The 19,271-nt window shown below is 68.9% G+C and carries 21 protein-coding genes and 1 other RNA gene; 8 read left to right on the top strand and 14 right to left on the bottom strand.

Going from position 1 to position 19,271, the window contains the following annotated elements:
* From V7Z54_RS04715 to V7Z54_RS04695, 5 genes are all read right to left on the bottom strand, one after another.
* The coding region (locus V7Z54_RS04715; protein WP_334134740.1) for a DsrE family protein at positions 1 to 288 on the bottom strand (288 nt) is incomplete at its 3' end.
* Between the two features lie 120 nt (positions 289 to 408).
* Positions 409 to 1,488 carry a tyrosine recombinase XerC gene (locus V7Z54_RS04710; protein WP_334134734.1) on the bottom strand — a complete coding sequence of 360 codons (1,080 nt, stop codon included), beginning with the start codon at positions 1,486 to 1,488 and terminating at the stop codon, positions 409 to 411.
* Between the two features lie 13 nt (positions 1,489 to 1,501).
* Positions 1,502 to 2,212: a DUF484 family protein gene (locus V7Z54_RS04705; protein WP_334134733.1), complete on the bottom strand. Its 711-nt coding sequence runs from the start codon at positions 2,210 to 2,212 to the stop codon at positions 1,502 to 1,504.
* 83 nt (positions 2,213 to 2,295) lie between these two features.
* Positions 2,296 to 3,204, bottom strand: coding sequence for a diaminopimelate epimerase (gene dapF, locus V7Z54_RS04700; protein WP_334134732.1), 909 nt, complete (start codon positions 3,202 to 3,204; stop codon positions 2,296 to 2,298).
* On the bottom strand, positions 3,204 to 3,881 hold the full coding sequence (locus tag V7Z54_RS04695) for an OmpA family protein (RefSeq protein WP_334134730.1): 678 nt from the start codon (positions 3,879 to 3,881) through the stop codon (positions 3,204 to 3,206). Before V7Z54_RS04695 ends, dapF begins: the two co-directional genes overlap by 1 nt.
* Before the next feature lie 132 nt (positions 3,882 to 4,013).
* Between V7Z54_RS04695 and V7Z54_RS04690 the strand changes: the two genes are divergently transcribed.
* Together V7Z54_RS04690 and V7Z54_RS04685 are read left to right on the top strand one after the other, a co-directional pair.
* Complete coding sequence (locus V7Z54_RS04690) at positions 4,014 to 5,717, top strand: MBL fold metallo-hydrolase (protein WP_334134729.1); 1,704 nt, start codon at positions 4,014 to 4,016, stop codon at positions 5,715 to 5,717.
* A gap of 8 nt (positions 5,718 to 5,725) precedes the next feature.
* The gene (locus V7Z54_RS04685; RefSeq protein WP_334134728.1) at positions 5,726 to 6,061 is read left to right on the top strand and encodes a c-type cytochrome; all 336 of its coding nucleotides are present in this window, start codon (positions 5,726 to 5,728) and stop codon (positions 6,059 to 6,061) included.
* 12 nt (positions 6,062 to 6,073) lie between these two features.
* On the opposite strand, the gene rnpB is transcribed toward V7Z54_RS04685, so the two are convergent.
* Positions 6,074 to 6,416, bottom strand: an RNA gene (gene rnpB, locus V7Z54_RS04680) — RNase P RNA component class A.
* 186 nt (positions 6,417 to 6,602) lie between these two features.
* Here rnpB and V7Z54_RS04675 point away from each other — a divergent pair.
* On the top strand, positions 6,603 to 8,462 hold the full coding sequence (locus V7Z54_RS04675) for an NAD(P)/FAD-dependent oxidoreductase (RefSeq protein WP_334134727.1): 1,860 nt from the start codon (positions 6,603 to 6,605) through the stop codon (positions 8,460 to 8,462).
* 147 nt (positions 8,463 to 8,609) lie between these two features.
* Here the strand turns inward: V7Z54_RS04675 and htpX are convergent, their stop codons facing one another.
* The 3 genes from htpX to pyrC form a co-directional block, all read right to left on the bottom strand.
* Positions 8,610 to 9,479 (bottom strand): protease HtpX, encoded by an 870-nt coding sequence (gene htpX, locus V7Z54_RS04670; RefSeq protein WP_334134726.1) that lies wholly within the window; start codon positions 9,477 to 9,479, stop codon positions 8,610 to 8,612.
* 200 nt (positions 9,480 to 9,679) lie between these two features.
* On the bottom strand, positions 9,680 to 10,558 hold the full coding sequence (locus V7Z54_RS04665; protein ID WP_334134725.1) for an endonuclease/exonuclease/phosphatase family protein: 879 nt from the start codon (positions 10,556 to 10,558) through the stop codon (positions 9,680 to 9,682).
* Positions 10,559 to 10,768: 210 nt separating this feature from the next.
* Complete coding sequence (gene pyrC, locus V7Z54_RS04660; protein WP_334134724.1) at positions 10,769 to 11,824, bottom strand: dihydroorotase; 1,056 nt, start codon at positions 11,822 to 11,824, stop codon at positions 10,769 to 10,771.
* A gap of 213 nt (positions 11,825 to 12,037) precedes the next feature.
* On the opposite strand from pyrC, the gene V7Z54_RS04655 reads away from it, so the two are divergent.
* The 5 genes from V7Z54_RS04655 to V7Z54_RS04635 all read left to right on the top strand — a co-directional run bounded on the left by V7Z54_RS04655 (position 12,038) and on the right by V7Z54_RS04635 (position 15,338).
* Entirely contained in the window at positions 12,038 to 12,544 is a 507-nt protein-coding gene (locus V7Z54_RS04655; RefSeq protein ID WP_334134723.1) for a YeeE/YedE thiosulfate transporter family protein, read from the top strand.
* Between the two features lie 2 nt (positions 12,545 to 12,546).
* A complete protein-coding gene (locus V7Z54_RS04650) occupies positions 12,547 to 13,194 on the top strand; it encodes a DUF6691 family protein (RefSeq protein ID WP_334134722.1) in 648 nt (215 codons plus the stop codon).
* 191 nt (positions 13,195 to 13,385) lie between these two features.
* Entirely contained in the window at positions 13,386 to 13,637 is a 252-nt protein-coding gene (locus tag V7Z54_RS04645; protein ID WP_334134721.1) for a hypothetical protein, read from the top strand.
* 26 nt (positions 13,638 to 13,663) lie between these two features.
* A complete protein-coding gene (locus tag V7Z54_RS04640) occupies positions 13,664 to 14,305 on the top strand; it encodes a DUF6969 family protein (RefSeq protein WP_334134719.1) in 642 nt (213 codons plus the stop codon).
* 43 nt (positions 14,306 to 14,348) lie between these two features.
* Positions 14,349 to 15,338, top strand: a complete 990-nt coding sequence (locus V7Z54_RS04635; RefSeq protein ID WP_334134718.1) for a sulfurtransferase — start codon at positions 14,349 to 14,351, stop codon at positions 15,336 to 15,338.
* 230 nt (positions 15,339 to 15,568) lie between these two features.
* On the opposite strand, the gene V7Z54_RS04630 is transcribed toward V7Z54_RS04635, so the two are convergent.
* The 5 genes from V7Z54_RS04630 to V7Z54_RS04610 all read right to left on the bottom strand — a co-directional run.
* On the bottom strand, positions 15,569 to 16,306 hold the full coding sequence (locus tag V7Z54_RS04630; protein ID WP_334134737.1) for an amino acid ABC transporter ATP-binding protein: 738 nt from the start codon (positions 16,304 to 16,306) through the stop codon (positions 15,569 to 15,571).
* Positions 16,307 to 16,362: 56 nt separating this feature from the next.
* A complete protein-coding gene (locus tag V7Z54_RS04625; protein WP_334134717.1) occupies positions 16,363 to 17,031 on the bottom strand; it encodes an amino acid ABC transporter permease in 669 nt (222 codons plus the stop codon).
* Position 17,032: 1 nt separating this feature from the next.
* Positions 17,033 to 17,791, bottom strand: a complete 759-nt coding sequence (locus tag V7Z54_RS04620) for an amino acid ABC transporter permease (protein WP_334134715.1) — start codon at positions 17,789 to 17,791, stop codon at positions 17,033 to 17,035.
* Between the two features lie 75 nt (positions 17,792 to 17,866).
* On the bottom strand, positions 17,867 to 18,769 hold the full coding sequence (locus tag V7Z54_RS04615; protein WP_334134713.1) for an amino acid ABC transporter substrate-binding protein: 903 nt from the start codon (positions 18,767 to 18,769) through the stop codon (positions 17,867 to 17,869).
* A 171-nt stretch (positions 18,770 to 18,940) separates the two neighbouring features.
* Positions 18,941 to 19,271, bottom strand: a 331-nt coding sequence (locus tag V7Z54_RS04610; RefSeq protein WP_334134712.1) for a LysR substrate-binding domain-containing protein, incomplete at its 5' end; no start/stop codon positions are given.

The raw sequence follows: 19,271 nt of genomic DNA, 5'->3' as shown, positions 1-19,271 counted from the left end.
GCGCGCCACCAGCGTGTTGTTGCAGACGCGGAACTCGACCCCGCGGTTGGCCAGGTCCGCCACCGCGCCCGCAAAGGGTTGCTCCATCTGGTTGGTTGCGCCCTCGAGCAGGAAATCGATCCCGAGGCCATGCGTGACGACCACGATCTTGGCGGTCGGGTCGGCCGCCAGGTGATTGCGGATGTTCTGTATCGCCCGCGACGCCTGCGGGATGCCTTCACTCAAGTGGTAGACGACCTTGATCGGCTCGGCCGCGTGCGCGGCGCCCACCAGCACCAGCGCCGCCATCCAACCCAACCACCAACGACGCACAACGCTCATCATCTCGAGTCTCCTTTCTGCACCAACGGGTAACCGTGATTGTGGGCCAGATACCCCCCACCGGCATTTCCCCTGCGCGCAATGGGGTCATGGCGTGGACACACCGGGGGGCAGTCCCAGCGGATCATCCGGCCCAGCCGCGACGCCACCGCGCACCGCGGCACCCGCAGCGCCCGGCACCGCCTTAGTCTTCGTCCCGGCACCCCCCGCTGCGCTGCGCCCGCTGCGGGCGCGCGGATGGGCCGCCTCGTAAATCCGCGCCAGATGCTGAAAATCCAGGCGCGTGTAGATCTGGGTGGTGCGGATGTCGGCGTGACCCAGCAGCTCCTGCACGGCGCGCAGATCGCCGCTGGACTGCAACACATGACTGGCAAAGCTGTGCCGCAGCATGTGGGGGTGCACGCGCTGCGGCAGGCCAGCCGCCTGCGCCCAGGCCGCCAACTGACGCCGCGCCACTGGTGGCGTCAGGCGCGCCCCGCGCACGCCGACGAACAGCGCCCGCTCCTGAGCATCGGTGACCAACACCGGCCGCAGCGCCCGCCAGCGCTGCAGCGCCGCCAGGGCCGGTGCGCCCACCGGCACGGTGCGCCAGCGCCCCCCTTTGCCCAGCACGTGCGCCTCGCCAGCGGCCACATCCACCCAACCGCGCCCTGGGTCGCCCGGCTGCACGTCCAGTCCAAGCAGTTCGCCCAGCCGCAGGCCGCTGCCGTACAGCAACTCGGCCATGGCCTGATCGCGCGCTTGCAGCGCCTGCGCGAGGGCGTCGTCTGCCGCCTCTGCGGACAATGGCGGCGAGGACGTCACCAGCTGTAGGGCCTGTTCCACCGACAGCGCCTTGGGCAGCGGTCGGGTGGCTTTCGGGGGGCGCACCCCCAGCAGTGGATGGGTGGCGATGCGCCCCTGCCGTCCCAGCCAGGTGTAAAACCCGCGCCAGCACGACAGCACCAGCGCCAGCCCGCGCGGCTGGCGTCCGGCCGCATGCAGCTGCGCCACCCAGCGCCGCACCAGCGCGGGCGAGACCGCCTGCAGCGCCACCCCGGCCGTGTGGGCTCGCAGCCGCAGTTCCTCCAGATGCCGGGCGTAGAGGGCCAGCGTGCGCGGCGCCAGGCGCTTTTCGACCCACACATGGGTCAGATAGGCCTCGATCAGCGCCGCGTCGGCGTCCACCCTGGCACCCCACTCAGGCCTGCGCGCCTGGCGCAGGCGCCAGCAGCCGCGACAGCGCCGCGCCGACCTGCTCGCCGATGCGGCGCAGAAAATCGGTGCCCGCCTGAGCCTGGAAGCGCCGCGCATCGGGCGAGGCCAGCACCAGCAGACCAAATGCGGCATTATCATCCGGGCGCCGCACCGGCAGCAGCGCCAGCGACGCCACCGACGCGGGGTCCTCCAACCACTGCACTGCCTCCACCCCCGGATTGCCGCCGCAGTACGGCTCCTGCAGCGACGCGGCAAAGGTGCGCACATCATCGCTGACCCCTTGGGCCCAAGGCGCGTCCTGCCAGTGCGGCGCTAGTCCCCACAGCCGCAGCGCCAGCTGCGGCACATCGAACGTCTCGCGCAGCCCCTGTAGCACGGCCGCTGGCAGCTCGGCTGGCGCCTGCACCGCCAGCAGCCGACACGTCCAGCGCTGCAACCGGTCCAGCAGGCCCATGTTGTCCTGGCCATTGCGGATCAGCTCGGCCGCTCGCAGCTCCAGCTGCCGCAGGCGCTCGCGCAGGATTTCCACCTGCCGCTCCAGCAGCGACACCGCGCGGCCAGCATGCGGGCTGGTCAGCTGCACCGAGGCCAGCAACTCCGCATGGCGCTCGAAAAAATCAGGTGTGTTCAGCAGAAACTGCGCAATGTCGTCTTCGGTGATCGGCTGCAGCGCAGCCGCTGGCGTCGGTGCCATGGGGTTCGATCCTCCTCACACAGGGCGCCCAGGATGGGGCCGTGGCGCGCATTGTCGCGCACGGTGCGTCGCGGCAGCCCGGCTCACGCCAGCGGCGGCACCTCGACCTCGCCGGTGAACACCGGCTGCGCCGGCCCGGTCATGCGCACCGCAGCCGTCAGCCCTTCCCCGTGCGCCCACTCGATGGTGAGCACGCCGCCGGGAAGGGTCACATCCACCCGCTCGTCGAACCAGCCCAGGCGGATACCCGCCACCACCGCCGCACACGCTCCAGTGCCGCAGGCCAGCGTCTCGCCGGTGCCGCGCTCGTGCACACGCAGCCGCGCCTGCTGGCGCGACAGCACCTGTAAGAAGCCCACGTTGGCGCGACGCGGAAAGCGCGCGTGATGCTCCAGGCGCGGCCCCCAGGTCGCCACCGGAGCACGCTCGACGTCGTCGACCCGCAGCACGGCATGGGGATTGCCCATCGACAGCACCGCCACGCGCACCAGCGGCGCCGCAGCGGCGCGTCCGCCGTCGCCGGATGGGACCTCCTCCAGCGGCAGGCACCAGCGCCACCAGTCGCCCTCGGGCTCGCGCGCCAGCCCCTCGGCCACGAACGGCACGCGCGCCGGCTCAAACACCGGCGCGCCCATGTCCACCGTCACCCGGCCGTCGTCCTGCAGTGCCAGCGTCAGCATGCCGGCGCGGGTGTGCACCCGCACGCAGCACTTGTCGGTCAGGCCGGCGTCGTGCACATAGCGCACAAAGCAGCGCGCGCCGTTGCCGCAGTTCTCGACCTCGCCGCCGTCGGCGTTGTGGATCACGTACTCGAAGTCCACCGACGGGTCGGGCGGCGGGCGCACCGACAGGATCTGATCAGCCCCCACCCCGAAGTGCCGGTCGGCCAGCCAGCGGTACTGGGCCGCGGTCAGGCCCAGCGGGCCACGCGTCTCATCGAGCACGATGAAATCGTTGCCCGCCCCCTGCATCTTGGTGAAACGCAAGCGCATCAGCTGGCCTGCTCCGAGACGAAGATCTCGACGCGGCGGTTACGTGCCCGGCCTTCGGCGGTGTCGTTGCTGGCGATGGGCTCGCGCGACCCGCGCCCGTCGATGGCGATGCGGCCGATGGCCACGCCGCGCACCACCAGGTAGTCGCGCACCGCCGCGGCACGGTTGATCGACAGCGGGTTGTTGATGGCGTCGCTGCCGGTGCTGTCGGTGTGACCGATGATGGTCACGCGCGCGGCCGGATTGCGCTTGAGCCCGTCGGCAAAGGCATCGAGTACGCTGCGGAAGTTGGGCTTGATGTCGGCGCGCCCCACGTCGAACGAGATGTCACTGGGGATTTCCAGCTTGAGCCGGTTGTCGGCCGTCTGCGTCACCTGTACGCCGGTGCCCGCGGTGGCCGCCTCCATCTCGCGCTTTTGCTGCTCCATGCGCGTGGACCAGACGTAGCCGCCCAGCGCGCCGGCCCCCGCACCGATGGCGGCCCCCCGCACCGCCCCGCGGCTGCCGTCGGTGACGGCACCCAGCACGGCACCGGCCGCCGCACCGATCGCGGCACCGCGGGCGGTAGCGCTTTTCTGCTCCTCAGTCATGTTGGCGCAACCGGCCAGCGCCACGGCCACAGCCAGCGCCAGCGGCCCGCCGCGGCGCACCTGCGAACGAAGGGATCGGATCATCATAGGGTTCTCTCCCGCATCGACGCCTGCACCGCAGGCGGAAACAGCCGCTACGATTGTGCCTCAGCCCCTGCCGTTTGGCGAGGCCCTTGCTCCCTGTGGTCGTCGCTGATTAAGCGGGTTACGCACCTACCCATGATCCGCCCCTCTCTGCGCCTGCATCCCGCCAGTGAACCGGCGGCCCCGCGGCCCGCGGCCACCGTGCTGCTGGTGCGCGACGGCGCACACGGCCTGCAGGTGCTGATGACGCGTCGCTCGGCCCAGGCGCGCTTTGCCCCCGGCGCGTATGTCTTCCCGGGCGGTGTCATCGAACCTCCAGATTGGGACGCGGTGGCCGCCGGTGCCGTTCCCACATCAGCCGACACCGGCAACGCCGCCGCGGCCCGTCTGGCCGCGCTGCGCGAGACGTTCGAGGAAGTGGGCGTGCTGCTGGCGCGCGACGCCAGCGGCCGCTGGGCCGACGACGCGCAGCTAGCGCGACTACAGCGCCACGCACCGCTGCTGTCCCAATGTTCGGCGCTGGGGCTGCGGCCGGCACTGGACGAACTGCACTGGCTGGCGCGCTGGATCACCGACCGTGACTTGCCGCGCCGCTTCGACGTCGCCTTTTTCGTCGCGCCAATGCCCCCGCACCAGACCCCGCGCAGCGACGACCGCGAACAGTTCGAGCTGGTGTGGGCAAACCCGCCCGACGCCCTGCAGCGCCACGCACGCGGCGAGCTGCCCATGGTATTTCCGACCGTGCGCACGCTGCAGCGCCTGAGCGCCTACCGCAGTGCCGACGCGCTGCTGGCGGCCTGCCGGGGCCAGCCCGGGCCGCAGTGGACCAGCTGCCCGCGCGCCGGCTGGCTGGGAGGTCAGGAGACACGGCTGATGGAACACGAACCGGCGTTTGGCGAGCTGGCGCTGACCTGTCCCGAGGGCCAACTGGCGCACGCACTCGACTGGCGCAGCGACACCCCGGTAGCGCTGGCGCGGCACCTGCAGCGGCTGACCGCCCCTAACGCGGGCGTCATGACCGGCCCCGGCACCAACAGCTACCTGCTCGGCGAGCCCGACACCGGCTACCTGGTCATCGACCCCGGCCCAGACGACGCGCAGCACGTCCAGCGCCTGCTCGATGCCTGCGGCGGCGACATCCGCGCCATCATCTGCACCCACTCGCACCCCGACCATGCGCCGGCCGCGTGGCCGCTGCAGCGCCTGTGCGCCGCGCGCGGCCACACCCCGCCGGTGCTGGGCCTGCCCAGTGCGCCCACCGCCCGGCCGGACAGCCGCTTCGCGCCCGACCGCGCGCTCGCCGACGGAGAAACGTTGGTGCTGTACGGGCCTGATGGCACGCCGCGCCACACGCTGCGCGCGCTGCACACCCCCGGCCACACCGCTAACCACCTGTGTCTTCTGCTGCAGGAAGATGGCCTGCTGTTTACCGGCGACCATATCCTCAACGGCAGCACCACCGTCATCGACCCGCCCGACGGCGACATGGGCGACTACCTCGCGTCGCTCGACCGGCTGGATGACATTTGCGCCCAGTGGAACGTGCATTTCTTGCTGCCTGCGCACGGCCACGTGCTGGGCGACTTTCCGCGCAGTGCCGACTGTCCTGGCAGCCCCGCCGAAGGTGGGGCCCGGGCGGCCATCGCCCGCCTGAAGGCGCACCGGCTAGCACGCGAGGCGAAAGTGGCGCGCGCGCTCGCAGCCGCGCCCGACGGCGATATGGACACCTGGGTGCGCCTGGCCTACGATGACGTGCCCGCGGCGCTGTGGCCCGTGGCCAAACGCTCGCTGCTGGCGCACATCCGGCACCTGCAGCGGGCACACTCCTCCACCCCGTAACCACTGGCATGACGACCCGTTCCCTATTGCGGCGTGCCGTCCCCATCACCGTGTGTCTGGCCGCCCTGATCACCTTGGCACCGCTGGCCGCCGCCAACACGGCCCAGCTGACCCTGGACAAAGGCTGTATGAACTGCCACGGCACCCCGCCCCGCGGCAAGGCGCCGACGATGGCCGAACTGGCCGCCCGCTACGCTGCTGCGCGCGGCAACGAAGCCGAGATCGCGCGCCTGTCGGCACGGCTGCGCGAACACCATCTGTTCGGCGGCGTGCCCGCGCACGAACGCCTGACCGCCGAGGAGGCCGAGCGCTTCGTACGCTGGCTGGCGGATGGCGGCCGCTGAATGCGGCAGAAAGGGTGAAGTCCGCCGGTACGCCGGATTCTGTGCGCCGGGGCTGCCCCCGGCGTGACCGCCATTCCTCTGGGCCGCCGGTCACCCGGACGGCTCGATGCCACCTACCCACCGACACGACCCGCGGGCCACGGGCAGGGGGCGCATGGCCCCAGGTCGGCCTATTTGGTGTTGCTGCGCGTAGAGATTGCCGCGTTTCACCCCGGTCTGAACCGGCTCGTCTCTGTGGCTCTAATCCTCACCTCACGGTGGAGAGGCGTTACCTCCTACGCTGCCCTGTGCAGTCCGGACGTTCCTCCAGCGCACCCTTGCGGGTCGTCGCGCCAGCGGCGGTCTGGCGGGCTTCACAAGTGGATTATCCCGCGAAAGCCACGTGCCTGCACAGCGGCAGCCCCACATCCACCCCGCATGCCGCGCCAAGCGCGCTGAGTGAGCAGGCCGTGCCATCGCCAGGCGCCACCCGACCGCAACATCGTCAGGCTTTCGTATCATGCCGCACCGTTGCCCAATCACCATGGGCCAGGAGCCTGCGATGATCCGTCTGTCCGAACTCAAGCTGCCGTTGCAGGCGCTGCCTGTCGAGGCGCGCCGCGCCGCCGACGCCCCTGCCGAAACCGACGCCGACCGCGCCCCGCCGCCGCACCCGGCAGCGGCGCTGCGCGCACTGGCGGCCCGGCGGCTCGGCGTACCAGAGCACGCCATCGCCCGGCTGCAGGTGTTCAAACGCAGCTTCGACGCGCGCGGCGCCGCTCTGCGCGCCGTCTACATCGTCGATGTGGCGCTGGCCGATGCGGCGCAGGAAGCGGCACTGCTGCAGCGCCTAGCAGGGCACCCGCACGTCCAGGCCACGCCGGACATGGCGTGGCGCGCCCCCGCACACGCCGCTCCCGACGGGATGGCGGCCGACGGCCAACGCCCGGTGGTGGTCGGTTTTGGTCCGTGCGGCATCTTTGCGGCGCTGACGCTGGCGGAGATGGGGCTGCGTCCCATCGTGCTGGAACGCGGACGCCCCGTGCGCCGACGCACCCGCGACACCTGGGGCCTGTGGCGGCGTGGCGTACTCGACCCCGACTCCAACGTCCAGTTCGGAGAAGGCGGCGCCGGCCTGTTTTCCGACGGCAAGCTCTACAGCCAGGTCAAAGACCCGCGCCACCTGGGGCGACGCGTGATGCAGGTGTTCGTTGAGGCCGGCGCACCGCCCGAGATCCTGTTCGATGCGCGCCCGCACATCGGCACCTTCAAGCTGGTGAAGGTGGTGGAGGCGCTGCGCGCGCGCATCGAGGCGCTGGGGGGCGAGGTGCGCTTCGAGCAGCAGGCGGTGGAGCTGCTGACCGAACCGGCGGCGGATGCAGGGCAGCGGCTGGTGGGCCTGCGCGTGCGCCACCTGCCCACCGGGAGCGAGCACGTGCTGGCGGCGCAGCGGGTGGTATTAGCCCTGGGGCACAGCGCGCGCGACACCTTCGAAGCGCTGCACCGCGCGGGCGTAGCGTTGCAGGCCAAACCGTTTTCGGTGGGTGTGCGCATCGAACACCCGCAGGGCGACATCGACCGCGCCCGTTGGGGGCGGCATGCTGGCCACCCGCTGCTGGGTGCCGCCGCCTACAAGCTGGTGCACCACGCCCGCAACGGCCGCACCGTCTACAGCTTTTGCATGTGCCCGGGCGGCACCGTGGTGGCCGCCACCAGCGAGCCCGAACGCGTCGTCACCAACGGCATGAGCCAGTACTCGCGCGCCGAGCGCAACGCCAACGCCGGGCTGGTGGTGGGCATCAGCCCGGACGATTTTCCGCAGCACGACGCCGCGGCCTGGCGCCAGGCGTTTGGCGCCGCCGGCGACGCCTACGCGTACGAAGCGCGAAAGTACGCGGCGCGCCACGAGGTGCATCCACTGGCTGGCGTGGTGTTGCAGCGCCAGCTCGAAAGCGCCGCCTACGCGGCGGGCGGCGGGGGCTACCGGGCCCCGGCGCAGCTGGTGGGCGACTTTCTGGCCGGACGCGCCTCGACAGCGCTCGGAGCGGTGAAGCCCTCGTACCGCCCGGGCGTGACCCTGACCGATCTGTCCGTCGTGCTGCCCGACTATGCCGTGGCCGCGATGCGCGAGGCGCTGCCCGCGTTCGGGCAGCAGATCCGCGGCTACGACCGCGCCGATGCGGTGATGACTGGGGTGGAGACGCGCACCTCGTCGCCGTTGCGCATCCCGCGCGGCGCGGACTATCAAAGCCTTAACACCGTCGGCCTCTATCCAGCCGGGGAAGGTGCCGGCTACGCGGGTGGCATTCTGTCTGCGGCCATCGATGGCATTCGGGTTGGAGAGGCGCTGGGTTGCCACCTGCTTGGCGTATCCGCCCCAGAGCCCGACCGCACGCCCACCGCTGCACTGGCCTACGGTTGATTGCCGCACCCAGGGCGCAGCGCGCGGCTTACCGCCGCCCCGCTGATCTCACGGGGCCCACGCCTGTCCGCAGCAGCCGCATGTCCATCATTTGCGGCAACAGCGGCTCGGCCCCGCGCCAATCTGCCTGCCGCACACCTATGAAGGTCACAGCGCCTGCAGCGCCGCGATGCGCTCTTCGATCGGCGGATGGGTGGCAAACAGCTTGCCGATGGAGCCCGAAATGCCCAGCGCCTGCATACCCTGCGGCAGGGCGCCCGGCTCCAACCCGCCTAAGCGCGCCAGCGCGTTGATCATCGGCTGCTTGCGCCCCATCAGGGCCGCCGCCCCGGCGTCGGCGCGAAACTCGCGCTGGCGGCTAAACCACGCGACGATGACCGCAGCCAGGAACCCGAGCACGATCTCCATCACGATACTGGTGACCAGGTAGCCAATGCCCGGGCCCGACTGCTCGCTGTCGCCGCGGCGCAGGAAGCTGTCCACCACATAGCCGATGACGCGGCTCAAGAACACGACGAACGTGTTCATCACCCCCTGAATCAGCGTCATCGTCACCATGTCGCCGTTGGCGATGTGCGCAACTTCGTGGCCAATGACGGCCTCGACCTCTTCGCGCGTCATATTGTGCAACAGCCCCGTGGACACCGCCACCAGCGCGTGATCACGGAAGGCACCGGTGGCAAACGCGTTGGGCTCGCCCTCGTAGATGCCGACCTCGGGCATGCCGATACCGGCCTTGTCGGCAAAGCGACGCACCGTCTCGACGATCCAGGCCTCATCGGCGTTGCGCGGCTCGTTGATGATGACCAGCCCCGTCGTCCACTTGGCCATCGGTTTGCTCAGCAGCAGCGAAATGAACGCGCCGCCAAAACCAATGATGAGCGAAAACAGCGCCAGCGCCGTCAGGTCCAGGCCGTTGGCCGTCAAAAAGCGGTCCACGCCCAAGATGCGGGTGGTGATCAACAGCACCGCCATCACGGCGAGGTTGGTCAAGACCAGCAACAAAATGCGTTTCATGGGTTCTCCGTCAGGATAGGTGGCACGTAGACGATCAGGTTCGATGCCGCAGAAAGCCGCTCAGCCGACCCAGTAACGCCGACCCGCCCTGGCTGCAGCGTCTGCCTCCCAACATGGGGGCTCAGCGGCATCCGTCAAGCCGGCCACTGGCGCCCAGCCTGTTGACTGAGCGCCACCCGGGCACCGCCGTGACGCCGTGATCATCGCACGACTCGGACCGGAGCATCGTTCGAAAGTTCCACACACACCGGTTGATGATCCGAAAGGCGCGTGTCGCCATCGATGCGCACCGCGCGCACGCGCCGCGCCAGGCCCGGGGTGACCCAGACAAAATCGCACGCCAGCGCCATAGCCTGCGGCTCGTGCACGCGAAACGTCGGCGGCTGCGGTGTGGCCCCATGCACCAGCGCCCATGCGTCGTAGAACGCGGGCACGGGGTCACCCGCACCGAGCACCTGCCAGGCATCGCCACCGGGCGGACAGTTGAAGTCGCCACACAACACCGCATCGGCCGCGTGCACCCGCAGCTGAAACGGCGTATCGGGCCCGTCCTCCGCGTCAGCCCGCGGCGGCTGCGCCGCCACCGCCGCGCACTCGCGCTGCCAGTCGCGCAGCGCCTGCGCCTGAGCCGTGCGCTGGTGCGCCGAATAGTACGCCAGATGGGTGCTGCCCACGCGCACCGGCCCCCAAGGCGCCTGCACGGTAACGGCTGCCAACACGCGCGGCATCGAAGGCACCTGCGGATCGGGGGGATAAGGCAAAGCCCGATGCTGCACCTGCCACACGGGCAGCCGCGTCGCAATCAGGTTACCAAAGCGCTGGCGCGTGGCCCGCCCGGGCCGCCAGTCGTCCACCGCGGGGGCAAAAAACACCTCGTAGTCCGGCAGCGCCGCGGCCACCTGCGCCACCTGGTCGGCCTCGCCTGCCCCGGCCAGTCCCGGCATATGCTGCGCCACCTCCTGCAGGCACAGCACTTCGGGTGCCCCACCCCACTGCAGCGCGTGGTGCACCACGCGCCGCACGTCCACCTCACCATCCATGCCGCGAAACCACTGCACATTCCAGGTCAAGATCCGCATGGTTCACTCCCGTGTGGCTGCGCTCAAAAAACCGTGAAGCGGCCGTCGCCGCATGTCGGTTCGGCGCGCCTTGGTGGCCCAGCCGGCTCCCCTGCTTTGCTGCACCACGTCGCCGGTCCCGATTGGCCCTCGAGCGCCAAGCCAGCCCTCATGCGCGCTCGCCGACCTCGGCCCACTCACCCCTCCCCGCCTTGCGAACGGGCTTTCTCCTCACGGCTCGGCGGGTACCAGCCGCCAACGCAGTGGCTCCCCACCACGCAGCGGCTTGACCTGCGCCTGGCCAAACGCATAGGCTTCGGGCAGCGTCCACGTCTGGCGTCGCAGGGCCACGCGCTCAGTGTTGCGCGGCAGGCCATAGAAATCCGGGCCGTGAAAGCTGGCAAACGCCTCCAGCCGGTGCAACGCGCCCGCAGCTTCGAACACCTCGGCATACAGCTCCAGCGCCGCTGGCGCGGTGTAGCAGCCGGCACAGCCCAGCGCATGCTCCTTCAGGTGCGCCGGGTGCGGGGCGCTGTCGGTCCCCAGAAAGAAGCGTGGGTCGCCGCCGGTGGCGGCGGCCACCAGCGCGCGGCGGTGCTCCTCGCGCTTGAGCACCGGCAGACAGTAATAGTGCGGGCGGATACCCCCGGTGAACAGCGCGTTGCGGTTGTACAGCAGGTGGTGCGCGGTGATGGTCGCCGCCAGGTGGTGGTCGGCCGACGCCACGTACTGCGCCGCCTCGCGTGTCGTGATGTGCTCCAGCACGATTTTGAGCTCGGGGAAGTCGCGCCGCAGCGGCTCCAGCACACGCTCGATGAACACCGCTTCGCGGTCGAACATGTCGATTTCGCCATCGGTCACTTCGCCGTGCACCAGCAACAGCACGCCTTCGCGCTGCATCGCCTCCAGCGTGCGGTAGGTGCGGCGGATGTCGGTCACGCCAGCGTCGCTGTTGGTGGTCGCCCCCGCTGGGTAGAGCTTGACGGCCACCACGCCTGCTTCGCGCGCGCGCCGGATTTCCTCGGGCGGCAGGTTGTCGGTCAGATACAGCGTCATCAAGGGCTCGAAGCGCACCCCAGGCGGGACCGCCGCGCGGATGCGATCCCGGTACGCGGCCGCTTGTGCCGCGGTGGTCACGGGCGGGCGCAGGTTGGGCATGACGATGGCGCGCGCAAACTGCGCCGCGGTGTGCGGAACCGTGGTGGCCAGCGCCTCGCCATCACGCAGGTGTACGTGCCAGTCATCGGGGCGGATCAGCGTCAGCGTATCGGGGACGGGAGCGTTCATGGACGCCATTCTCGCATCCCCCGTTGGCGCCACGAGCCCCGCGGGTTTGGCCTGCTGGGGCGGCGCCCAGAGCGATCACCGCACACCGGGCATCTGCCCACCCGCGCATCGGCGCGCAGGCCGTTGGCCGCGGCTGGCCCGCTAGCCCTTGCGTTTCGTCAACCCGACACTTATACTATGCCCGGTATAGCAACAATATCGATCCCCACGTCCATGCAAACGACACCCAAACCGTTCTGGAATCCGTGGCTCGCCGGCGTGGCGCTGGGGTTGACCCTGCTGCTGACGTTCATGCTGACGGGGCATGGCCTGGGGGCCACCGGCTTCACCACCCGGCTGAGCGCGTGGATCGGACTGCAGGTGGCGCCGCAGGCTACCGCGGCAAACGCATATCTGGGCGCGATGGCGCAGCCTGGCGTGCTCGACGGCTGGATCACATGGCAGGTGCTGGGCGTGTTCGCCGGGGCGCTGGTGGCGGCCTTTTTAGCCGGGCGCATGCGCATACAGCTCGACGGCGCGCGCCGCGTCGGCAGCGGCAAGCGCATCGCCACCGCACTCATCGGCGGTCTGCTGGCCGGCTTTGGTGCGCGTGTGGCCGCCGGCTGCACCAGCGGTCTGGGTCTGTCCGGGGCGGCCACGCTGTCCATCGCTGCGTTCGTCTTTCTAGGCGCGTTCTTCGTCACCGGTCTGCTGGTCAGCCGTCTGGTCAAGGGGGTGTGAGCATGTTCCCGCTGTCAGAGACCGTTTGGTCGGCGTTGCTGGTCGGCTTTGCTTTCGGCTTCATCCTGGAAAACGCCGGCTTTGGCAGCCCATGCAAGCTCACCGGCCAGTTTACGCTGCGCGACTGGTCGGTGCTGAAGGTCATGTTTACCGCCATCGTAGTGGCCGCGGTCGGGCTGCATGGGCTGGCGGCACTGGGCGTGCTGGACGCCGAGGCCATATTCGTGCCCACCTCGCTGGTCGTGGCCTCGGCGCTGGGTGGCGTGCTGGTCGGCGCCGGCTTTGCCATCGGCGGCTATTGCCCCGGCACCTCGGTGGTCGGCCTTGCATCGGGGCGCATCGACGCGCTGGTGTTTTTCGGTGGTCTCATCGTCGGCACCTTTGTCTTTGCCGGGTTGTATGGCCCCGCGATCGAAGCCCTGCTGGCCCTGGGCGAAGTCGAATCCGGCGACACCCTGTATGACGCGTGGGACCTGTCGCCGTGGTGGCTGATAGCGGCCATGGGGGCAGCGCTGGTAGGGGTGTACTTCCTCGGTCGCTGGTTCGAGCAGCGCCATGGCGGCCCGATCAGTGCCGAGGAGGCCGTCTGCGCAGACGCCGGCTGTGACGCGCGCCGGGCAGCAGCCACCCCTGAAGCGGCGGCGCGCTGAGCCGCTGTGTGCCAGCGCTGCCTCGATCGGCCCAAGGGAGCGGCCCGAATGGGTGTCAGCCTTGCGATGGTGTGCCACCGCCGCGGATGCCACTCGCTTGACCGCAGCGGTGCGCGCATGTCCTGTGTTCAACCGCGATCTGGCCCCCGCGCGTGTTGGGGCCACTCACTCTTGATGAAAGGCGTTCTGTAATGCGAACCCGCACCGTCCAGCTGTCGCAAAAACTAAGTGCCCTGCTGGTGGCCACCAGCCTGGTGACCCCGGCGGCGATGGCCCAAGCACCGGCCAAGGTCGACGGTAAATCCACTGTCAGCACCAGCGCCGGCAACCCGTGCGCGCCAGGCAACCCCTGTGCCCCGGGTGGTGAGAAAAAGAAAAAGAAAAAGCGCACGGGATCCGATAACCCGTGCGCACCGGCCAACCCCTGCGCGCCCGGCCGTTGAACCTTGGCGCGAGTGGCAACACAGCGATGGCCGCAGCAACGCTGCACCACTGGGCCGAGCAAGCGGTGGCGATACCGCTGGCGTACGCCCAGCGCGGCCAGCCGCTAGCGCTGGTGGCGCTGGCGGGTGCACGGCACTTCGAGCCGCTGCGCCACTACCCGGTGCGCGACATGGTCGACCCCCTGCACGGTACCCGTGCCTACTACCACAGCCACGACGCCATGGCGCGCTGGGGCAACGCCGAGCCGGCCGAGCACGGCCACTTCCACCTGTTCTGGGACGGCGCGCACCCGGGCACTCACGTCCATCTGGCGGCCCTGTCACTGGACGCGCGGGGGCAGCCGCTGCGCTGGTTTGCCACCAACCGCTGGGTCACCGCCGGGCGCTGGGTCGATGCCGCCGCGTTGGTGCGGCGCCTGCCCACCTTCCAACTGCAGGTGCGCGGCCGCCTGGCGCCGCTGGCGCGCTGGCTCACCGCCATGGTGCAGCTGTTCGCAGACGAACTGGCCGCGCTGCTGCACGAGCGCGACGCCGCGCTGGCTGCGGCCAGCCGAGGTCGTTCGCGGCGCAGCGTCTGGGCCGACCGGCGCATCGAAGTTCTGGCCCACACCGACGCCGCCCTGGCCCCGCGCCTGCAACGGCTCGGACTGCTCGGCCCCGCCGGTTGACCGCCGGTTTATCCCCCTCACTTGCTTGTACAGGAGATCAGACATGAGTTGGCTTCGCACCCTCGGCGCCACCCTCGGCGCCACCCTACTTGGCGCGAGCGCCTTCGCGCAGGGCATTCTGCCCGGCCCCGTGGTCAGCACCCAATGGCTGGCCGACAACCTGAACAAGGTGCAGGTGCTGGAAATCCGCAACGACGCCAAGAGCTTTACCAGCGAGCCTGAGATCGCCACCACCAAGGACGGCAAGAAGGTGCTGGAGGAGTTCGGCGGGCACATTCCCGGATCGCGCCTGTTCCTGGCCAAGGAGCTGCGCACCGAGCGCGACATCCGCGGCCTCAAGGTCAAGTACATGTTGCCCGAACGCGCCGCCTTCGAGCGTGCGATGCAGGCCGCAGGCACCGTGGCCGACAAGCCGATTGTGCTGGTGCCCGAGGGGCAGAAAATCGCCGATTTCAACGATGCGGCGCGCGCTTACATCCTGCTGAAGGCGTACGGCGACACCCCGGTGGCGATGCTCGACGGCGGTATGGTGGCGTGGTTGCTGGAAGGCCGCCCCTGGAGCAAGGACGCCCCGGCTGACGCCAAGGGCACCTGGGCCGCCACCGCCGACCGCTTTGCCCGCTACGTGGCCGACTCCACCGACGTCGCCGCGGCAGCCGAGCGGCAGGACGTGCAGTTAATGGACACCCGCTCCACATCGATGTTTCTGGGCATCTTCAAGCGCGACTACGTGTACGCCTATGGCCACATCCCCAACGCACGCAACGTGCCGCTGGAGACGCTGTTCGTGACGCGCGGCGGCGCCATCCGCCTGCTGCAGCCCGACACCTACCGCGCCGTGCTGCAGGCTCAGGGCATCGACCCCGCCAAGCCGCTCATCACCTACTGCAACAGCGGCAACGACTCGTCGCTGCCGTGGTTCATCGTGTCCGAAATCCTGGGCAATCCTGCCGCGCGCAATTTCGACGGCTCGCTGCACCAGTGGACGCTGGAGAAGCGCGCCACCGTGGCACGGGTGCCGGCGGCGATGTGAGGCCGCGCACAGGCCCGGTGAGCCGATGGGGCACGGGCCAGCCGCGCCCCAAGACCGCAGGTACCGGATGGGCGCAGTGCTACCCTGGGCGAGTCTGCGCCCGTGGGGCACCCGGGCGGTAGTGCCCTGACCAGCGGCCGCTGTCCTGGTGCCATGCGGGCGCATGGGCGGCTGTGCCGCCGCGGCACACCACCCGCCCGCTGCGGCGTCCCGCCGGTGCGCCGCTTGCGTCAGTGCGACAGGATCTTGTTGAGGAAGTCCTTGGTGCGCGGCTGGCGTGCCTCGGGGCTGCCAAAGAACTCCTCCTTCGGACAGTCCTCCAGGATCTTGCCGCCGACGTCCATGAAGATGACGCGGTCGCTGACCTTGCGCGCAAAGCCCATCTCGTGCGTGACGCACATCATGGTCATGCCCTCCTGCGCCAAGCCCACCATCACGTCCAGCACCTCACCCACCATCTCGGGGTCTAGGGCCGACGTCGGCTCGTCAAACAGCATCACGATCGGGTCCATCGACAGCGCGCGTGCAATCGCCACGCGCTGCTGCTGACCGCCCGACAGCTGCCCCGGATACTTGTCCTTGTGAGCGATCAGCCCCACGCGCTCCAGATACTTCAGCCCGTGCTTTTTCGCGTCGTCAGGGTTGCGTCCCAGCACCTTGACCTGTGCCAGCGTCAGGTTTTCCGTCACCGTCAGGTGCGGAAACAGCTCGAAGTGCTGAAATACCATGCCAACTTGGCTGCGCAGTTTAGGCAGGTTGGTCTTGGGGTCGTGCACCGGCTGGCCGTTGACCCAGATTTCCCCCTGCTGGATCGGCTCCAGCGCGTTGATGGTCTTGATCAGCGTGGACTTGCCCGATCCCGACGGCCCGCACACCACCACCACCTCGCCCTTGCGGATGGTGGTGGAGCAACCGTTGAGCACCTGCACCGGTCCGTACCACTTGGAGACATTCTTCAGTTCGATCATCGGTCGTTCCATGACGACATCCTGTGTGAGTTGCGACAGCGACGCCGGGCGGGGCGTCAGCGAATGATGGCAATGCGCCCGTGCAGCCGCTTGACCAGGGCCGACAGGCTGTAGCAGATGACGAAGTACACCACCGCCGCCGCCAGATAGGCTTCGATCGGTCGGCCGTAGTTCTTGCCCGCCACTTCGAAGCCCTTGAGCATGTCGTAGGCGCCGATGGCATACACCAGCGACGTGTCCTGAAACAAAATGATGGTCTGCGTCAGGAACACCGGCAACATGTTGCGAAACGCCTGCGGCAGGATCACGTAACGCATGTTCTGCGCGTAGGTCAGCCCCAGTGCGTGACCCGCCATCACCTGCCCGCGCGGAATGGACTGGATGCCCGCGCGCACGATCTCGCTGAAGTACGCGGCCTCGAACGCGATAAAGGTGATGACCGCCGACAGCTCGGCGCCGATGGGGCGGCCGATGACGAACGGCACCAGCAGGAAAAACCACAAAATCACCATCACCAGCGGGATGCTGCGCATGCCATTGACGTAGACGGTGGCAGGCAGCTCGAGCCACTTGCGGCCTGACAACCGCATCAGCGCCAGCACCGTGCCAAAGGCAATACCGCCCAGCGTCGCGACCACCGTCAGCAGCACGCTGAACTGCAACCCCTTGAGCACGAAGGGGCCAATGACCGCCCAGTCGTAGAAGGACCAGTCGAGGTTCAGCATCTCAGTGTCCCCCCGCTCCGCCCGCGGCCGCAATGAAACCCGGCACGCGCACGCGCCGCTCGATGAAGGCCATCAAGCGGTTGATGGCAAACGCCGAGACGATGTACAGCCCGGTCACCGCCAGGTAGATCTCGATGCCGCGCGACGTCTCCTCCTGCGCCTGCATGGCAAACATCGTCAGCTCGGCCACCGACACCGCAAACGCCACCGATGAGTTCTTGAAGATGTTCATCGTCTCGCTGGTCAGCGGCGGGATGATGATGCGAAACGCCATCGGCAGCAGCACATAGCGGTAGGCCTGGGCGGTGGTCAACCCCAGCGCCAGCGCCGCATAACGCTGCCCGCGCGGCAGCGACTGGATACCGGACTTGACCTGCTCGGCAATGCGCGCCGACGTGAACAGCCCCAGCGCGATGACCACCAGCACGAAACCCGGCACGCCCTTGAGTGCGGGCACCAGCGCCGGAATCACGTGGTACCACAAAAAAATCTGCACCAGCAGCGGAATGTTGCGAAACAACTCCACCCAGGCGTTGCCCAGCCGCACCACCCAGGGGCTACTGGGTAGCGTGCGCAGCGTGCCCACCACGCTACCCGTCAGCAACGCCAGCAGCAGCGCCAGCACCGACACCGACACCGTCCAGCCCCAGGCCGACAGCATCCACTCCAGGTAGGTGATGTCGCCACCCGGCCCGAAGCAGCGCGGCTGCACCTCACGCGTGATGGTGTCCTCGCAGAACACCTGCCAATCCCATTGCATCGGAATCGCTCCCGTGGAAAACAAAAGACCCCGGGGACCGCGCCCCCGGGGTTCACCAACGACACCAGAGCCGGCTTACTTCGCTGCGTAGGCCTCCATTGGCCGGTCGTTCGGGTTGGCGATGGCCTGCTTGAGTGCCTCGCTCATCGGCATGTTCATCTTCACGCCGTTGGGCGGTGTGGGTTGCATGAACCACTTGTCGTAGATCTTGGCCAACTCGCCCGACTTCATCATCGCGATAACGCTGTCGTCCACGGCCTTCTTGAAAGCCGGATCGTCCTTGCGGAACATAATGGCGATGGGCTCGACGCTGAGTACCTCACCCACGATCTTGAAGTCGGCCGGGTTCTTGGAACGCGCGATCAGCCCTGCCAGCAGCGAGCCGTCCATCACGAACGCATCCGCCCGGCCCGACTCCAGCAGCAAAAAGCTGTCGGCATGGTCCTTGCCGTAGACCTCCTTGAAGTCGACCCCCGTGGCGCGCTCGTGGCGACGCAGCGTCTGCACCGACGTGGTGCCAGTGGTGGTAGCGACATTTTTGCCGTTGAGGTCCTTGATCGAGTTGATGCCCGAGTTGGCCTTGACCGCCATGCGCACCTCCTCGATAAAGGTGGTGACGGCAAACGCCACATCGCGCTGGCGCGCTTGGTTGTTGGTGGTGGAGCCGCACTCGATGTCGACGGTGCCGTTTTGCACCAGCGGAATGCGGTTTTGCGACGTGACCGGCTGGTATTTGATGTCGAGCTTGGCCAGACCCAGCTGCTTTTGGATGTCAGCCAGCACGCGCTGGCAGATCTCGACGTGGTAGCCGGTGTACTTGCCATCGCCCAGCGTGTACGACAGCACGCCAGACGATTCACGCACCCCCATGGTGACCGAGCCGGTGGACTTGATCTTGGCCAGGGTATCGTTGGCCTGCGCGTGGGCGGCGGTGGCCGCGATCGCCGTCAGGGCCAGAGCCAGCAAATGCTTCTTCATGAGAGCGTTCCTTTCGGGTCAGAAAACGGTGACGCCAATCTTACTAGCATCCGGCGTGCCAACAGAACCGGGAAAACCCAAGCCGCCGGCCACCCGCCTGTGTCTGCCGCTGCGCCGCTCATGCGCCCGCCGCCACACCGGCATGGGCGGCTCCGTGTCTGCCGCGCCGCGTCAGACCACCGGGGCAACGCACAGCTGCCGTACATCGTCCCAAAAGCGCTGCGCCACCGGCTTGAGCCGATCCCCACGCGCACGGTATAGCCGGATGTCGAGCTGCACCTGCCAGCGCGCGTCGGCACTGGCCGGCACGAGCCGCCCGTCGGCCAGCGCCGGCTGCACCGCGCTGGTGGGCAAAAACGCCACACCATGGCCTTCGATGGCCATGGCCTTCAGGCTTTCGGCCATGTCCGTCTCATACACCCGCTGCAGGTGCACGCCCGCCCCATGCTGGCGCAGCACCCACTCCACCACCCGGCCCAGATACGCCCCCGGCGCATAGGCC

It is taken from the genome of Tepidimonas sp. (assembly GCF_036824975.1).
Lineage (GTDB): Bacteria > Pseudomonadota > Gammaproteobacteria > Burkholderiales > Burkholderiaceae_C > Tepidimonas.
This window is presented reverse-complemented; position numbering and strand designations above follow the sequence as displayed.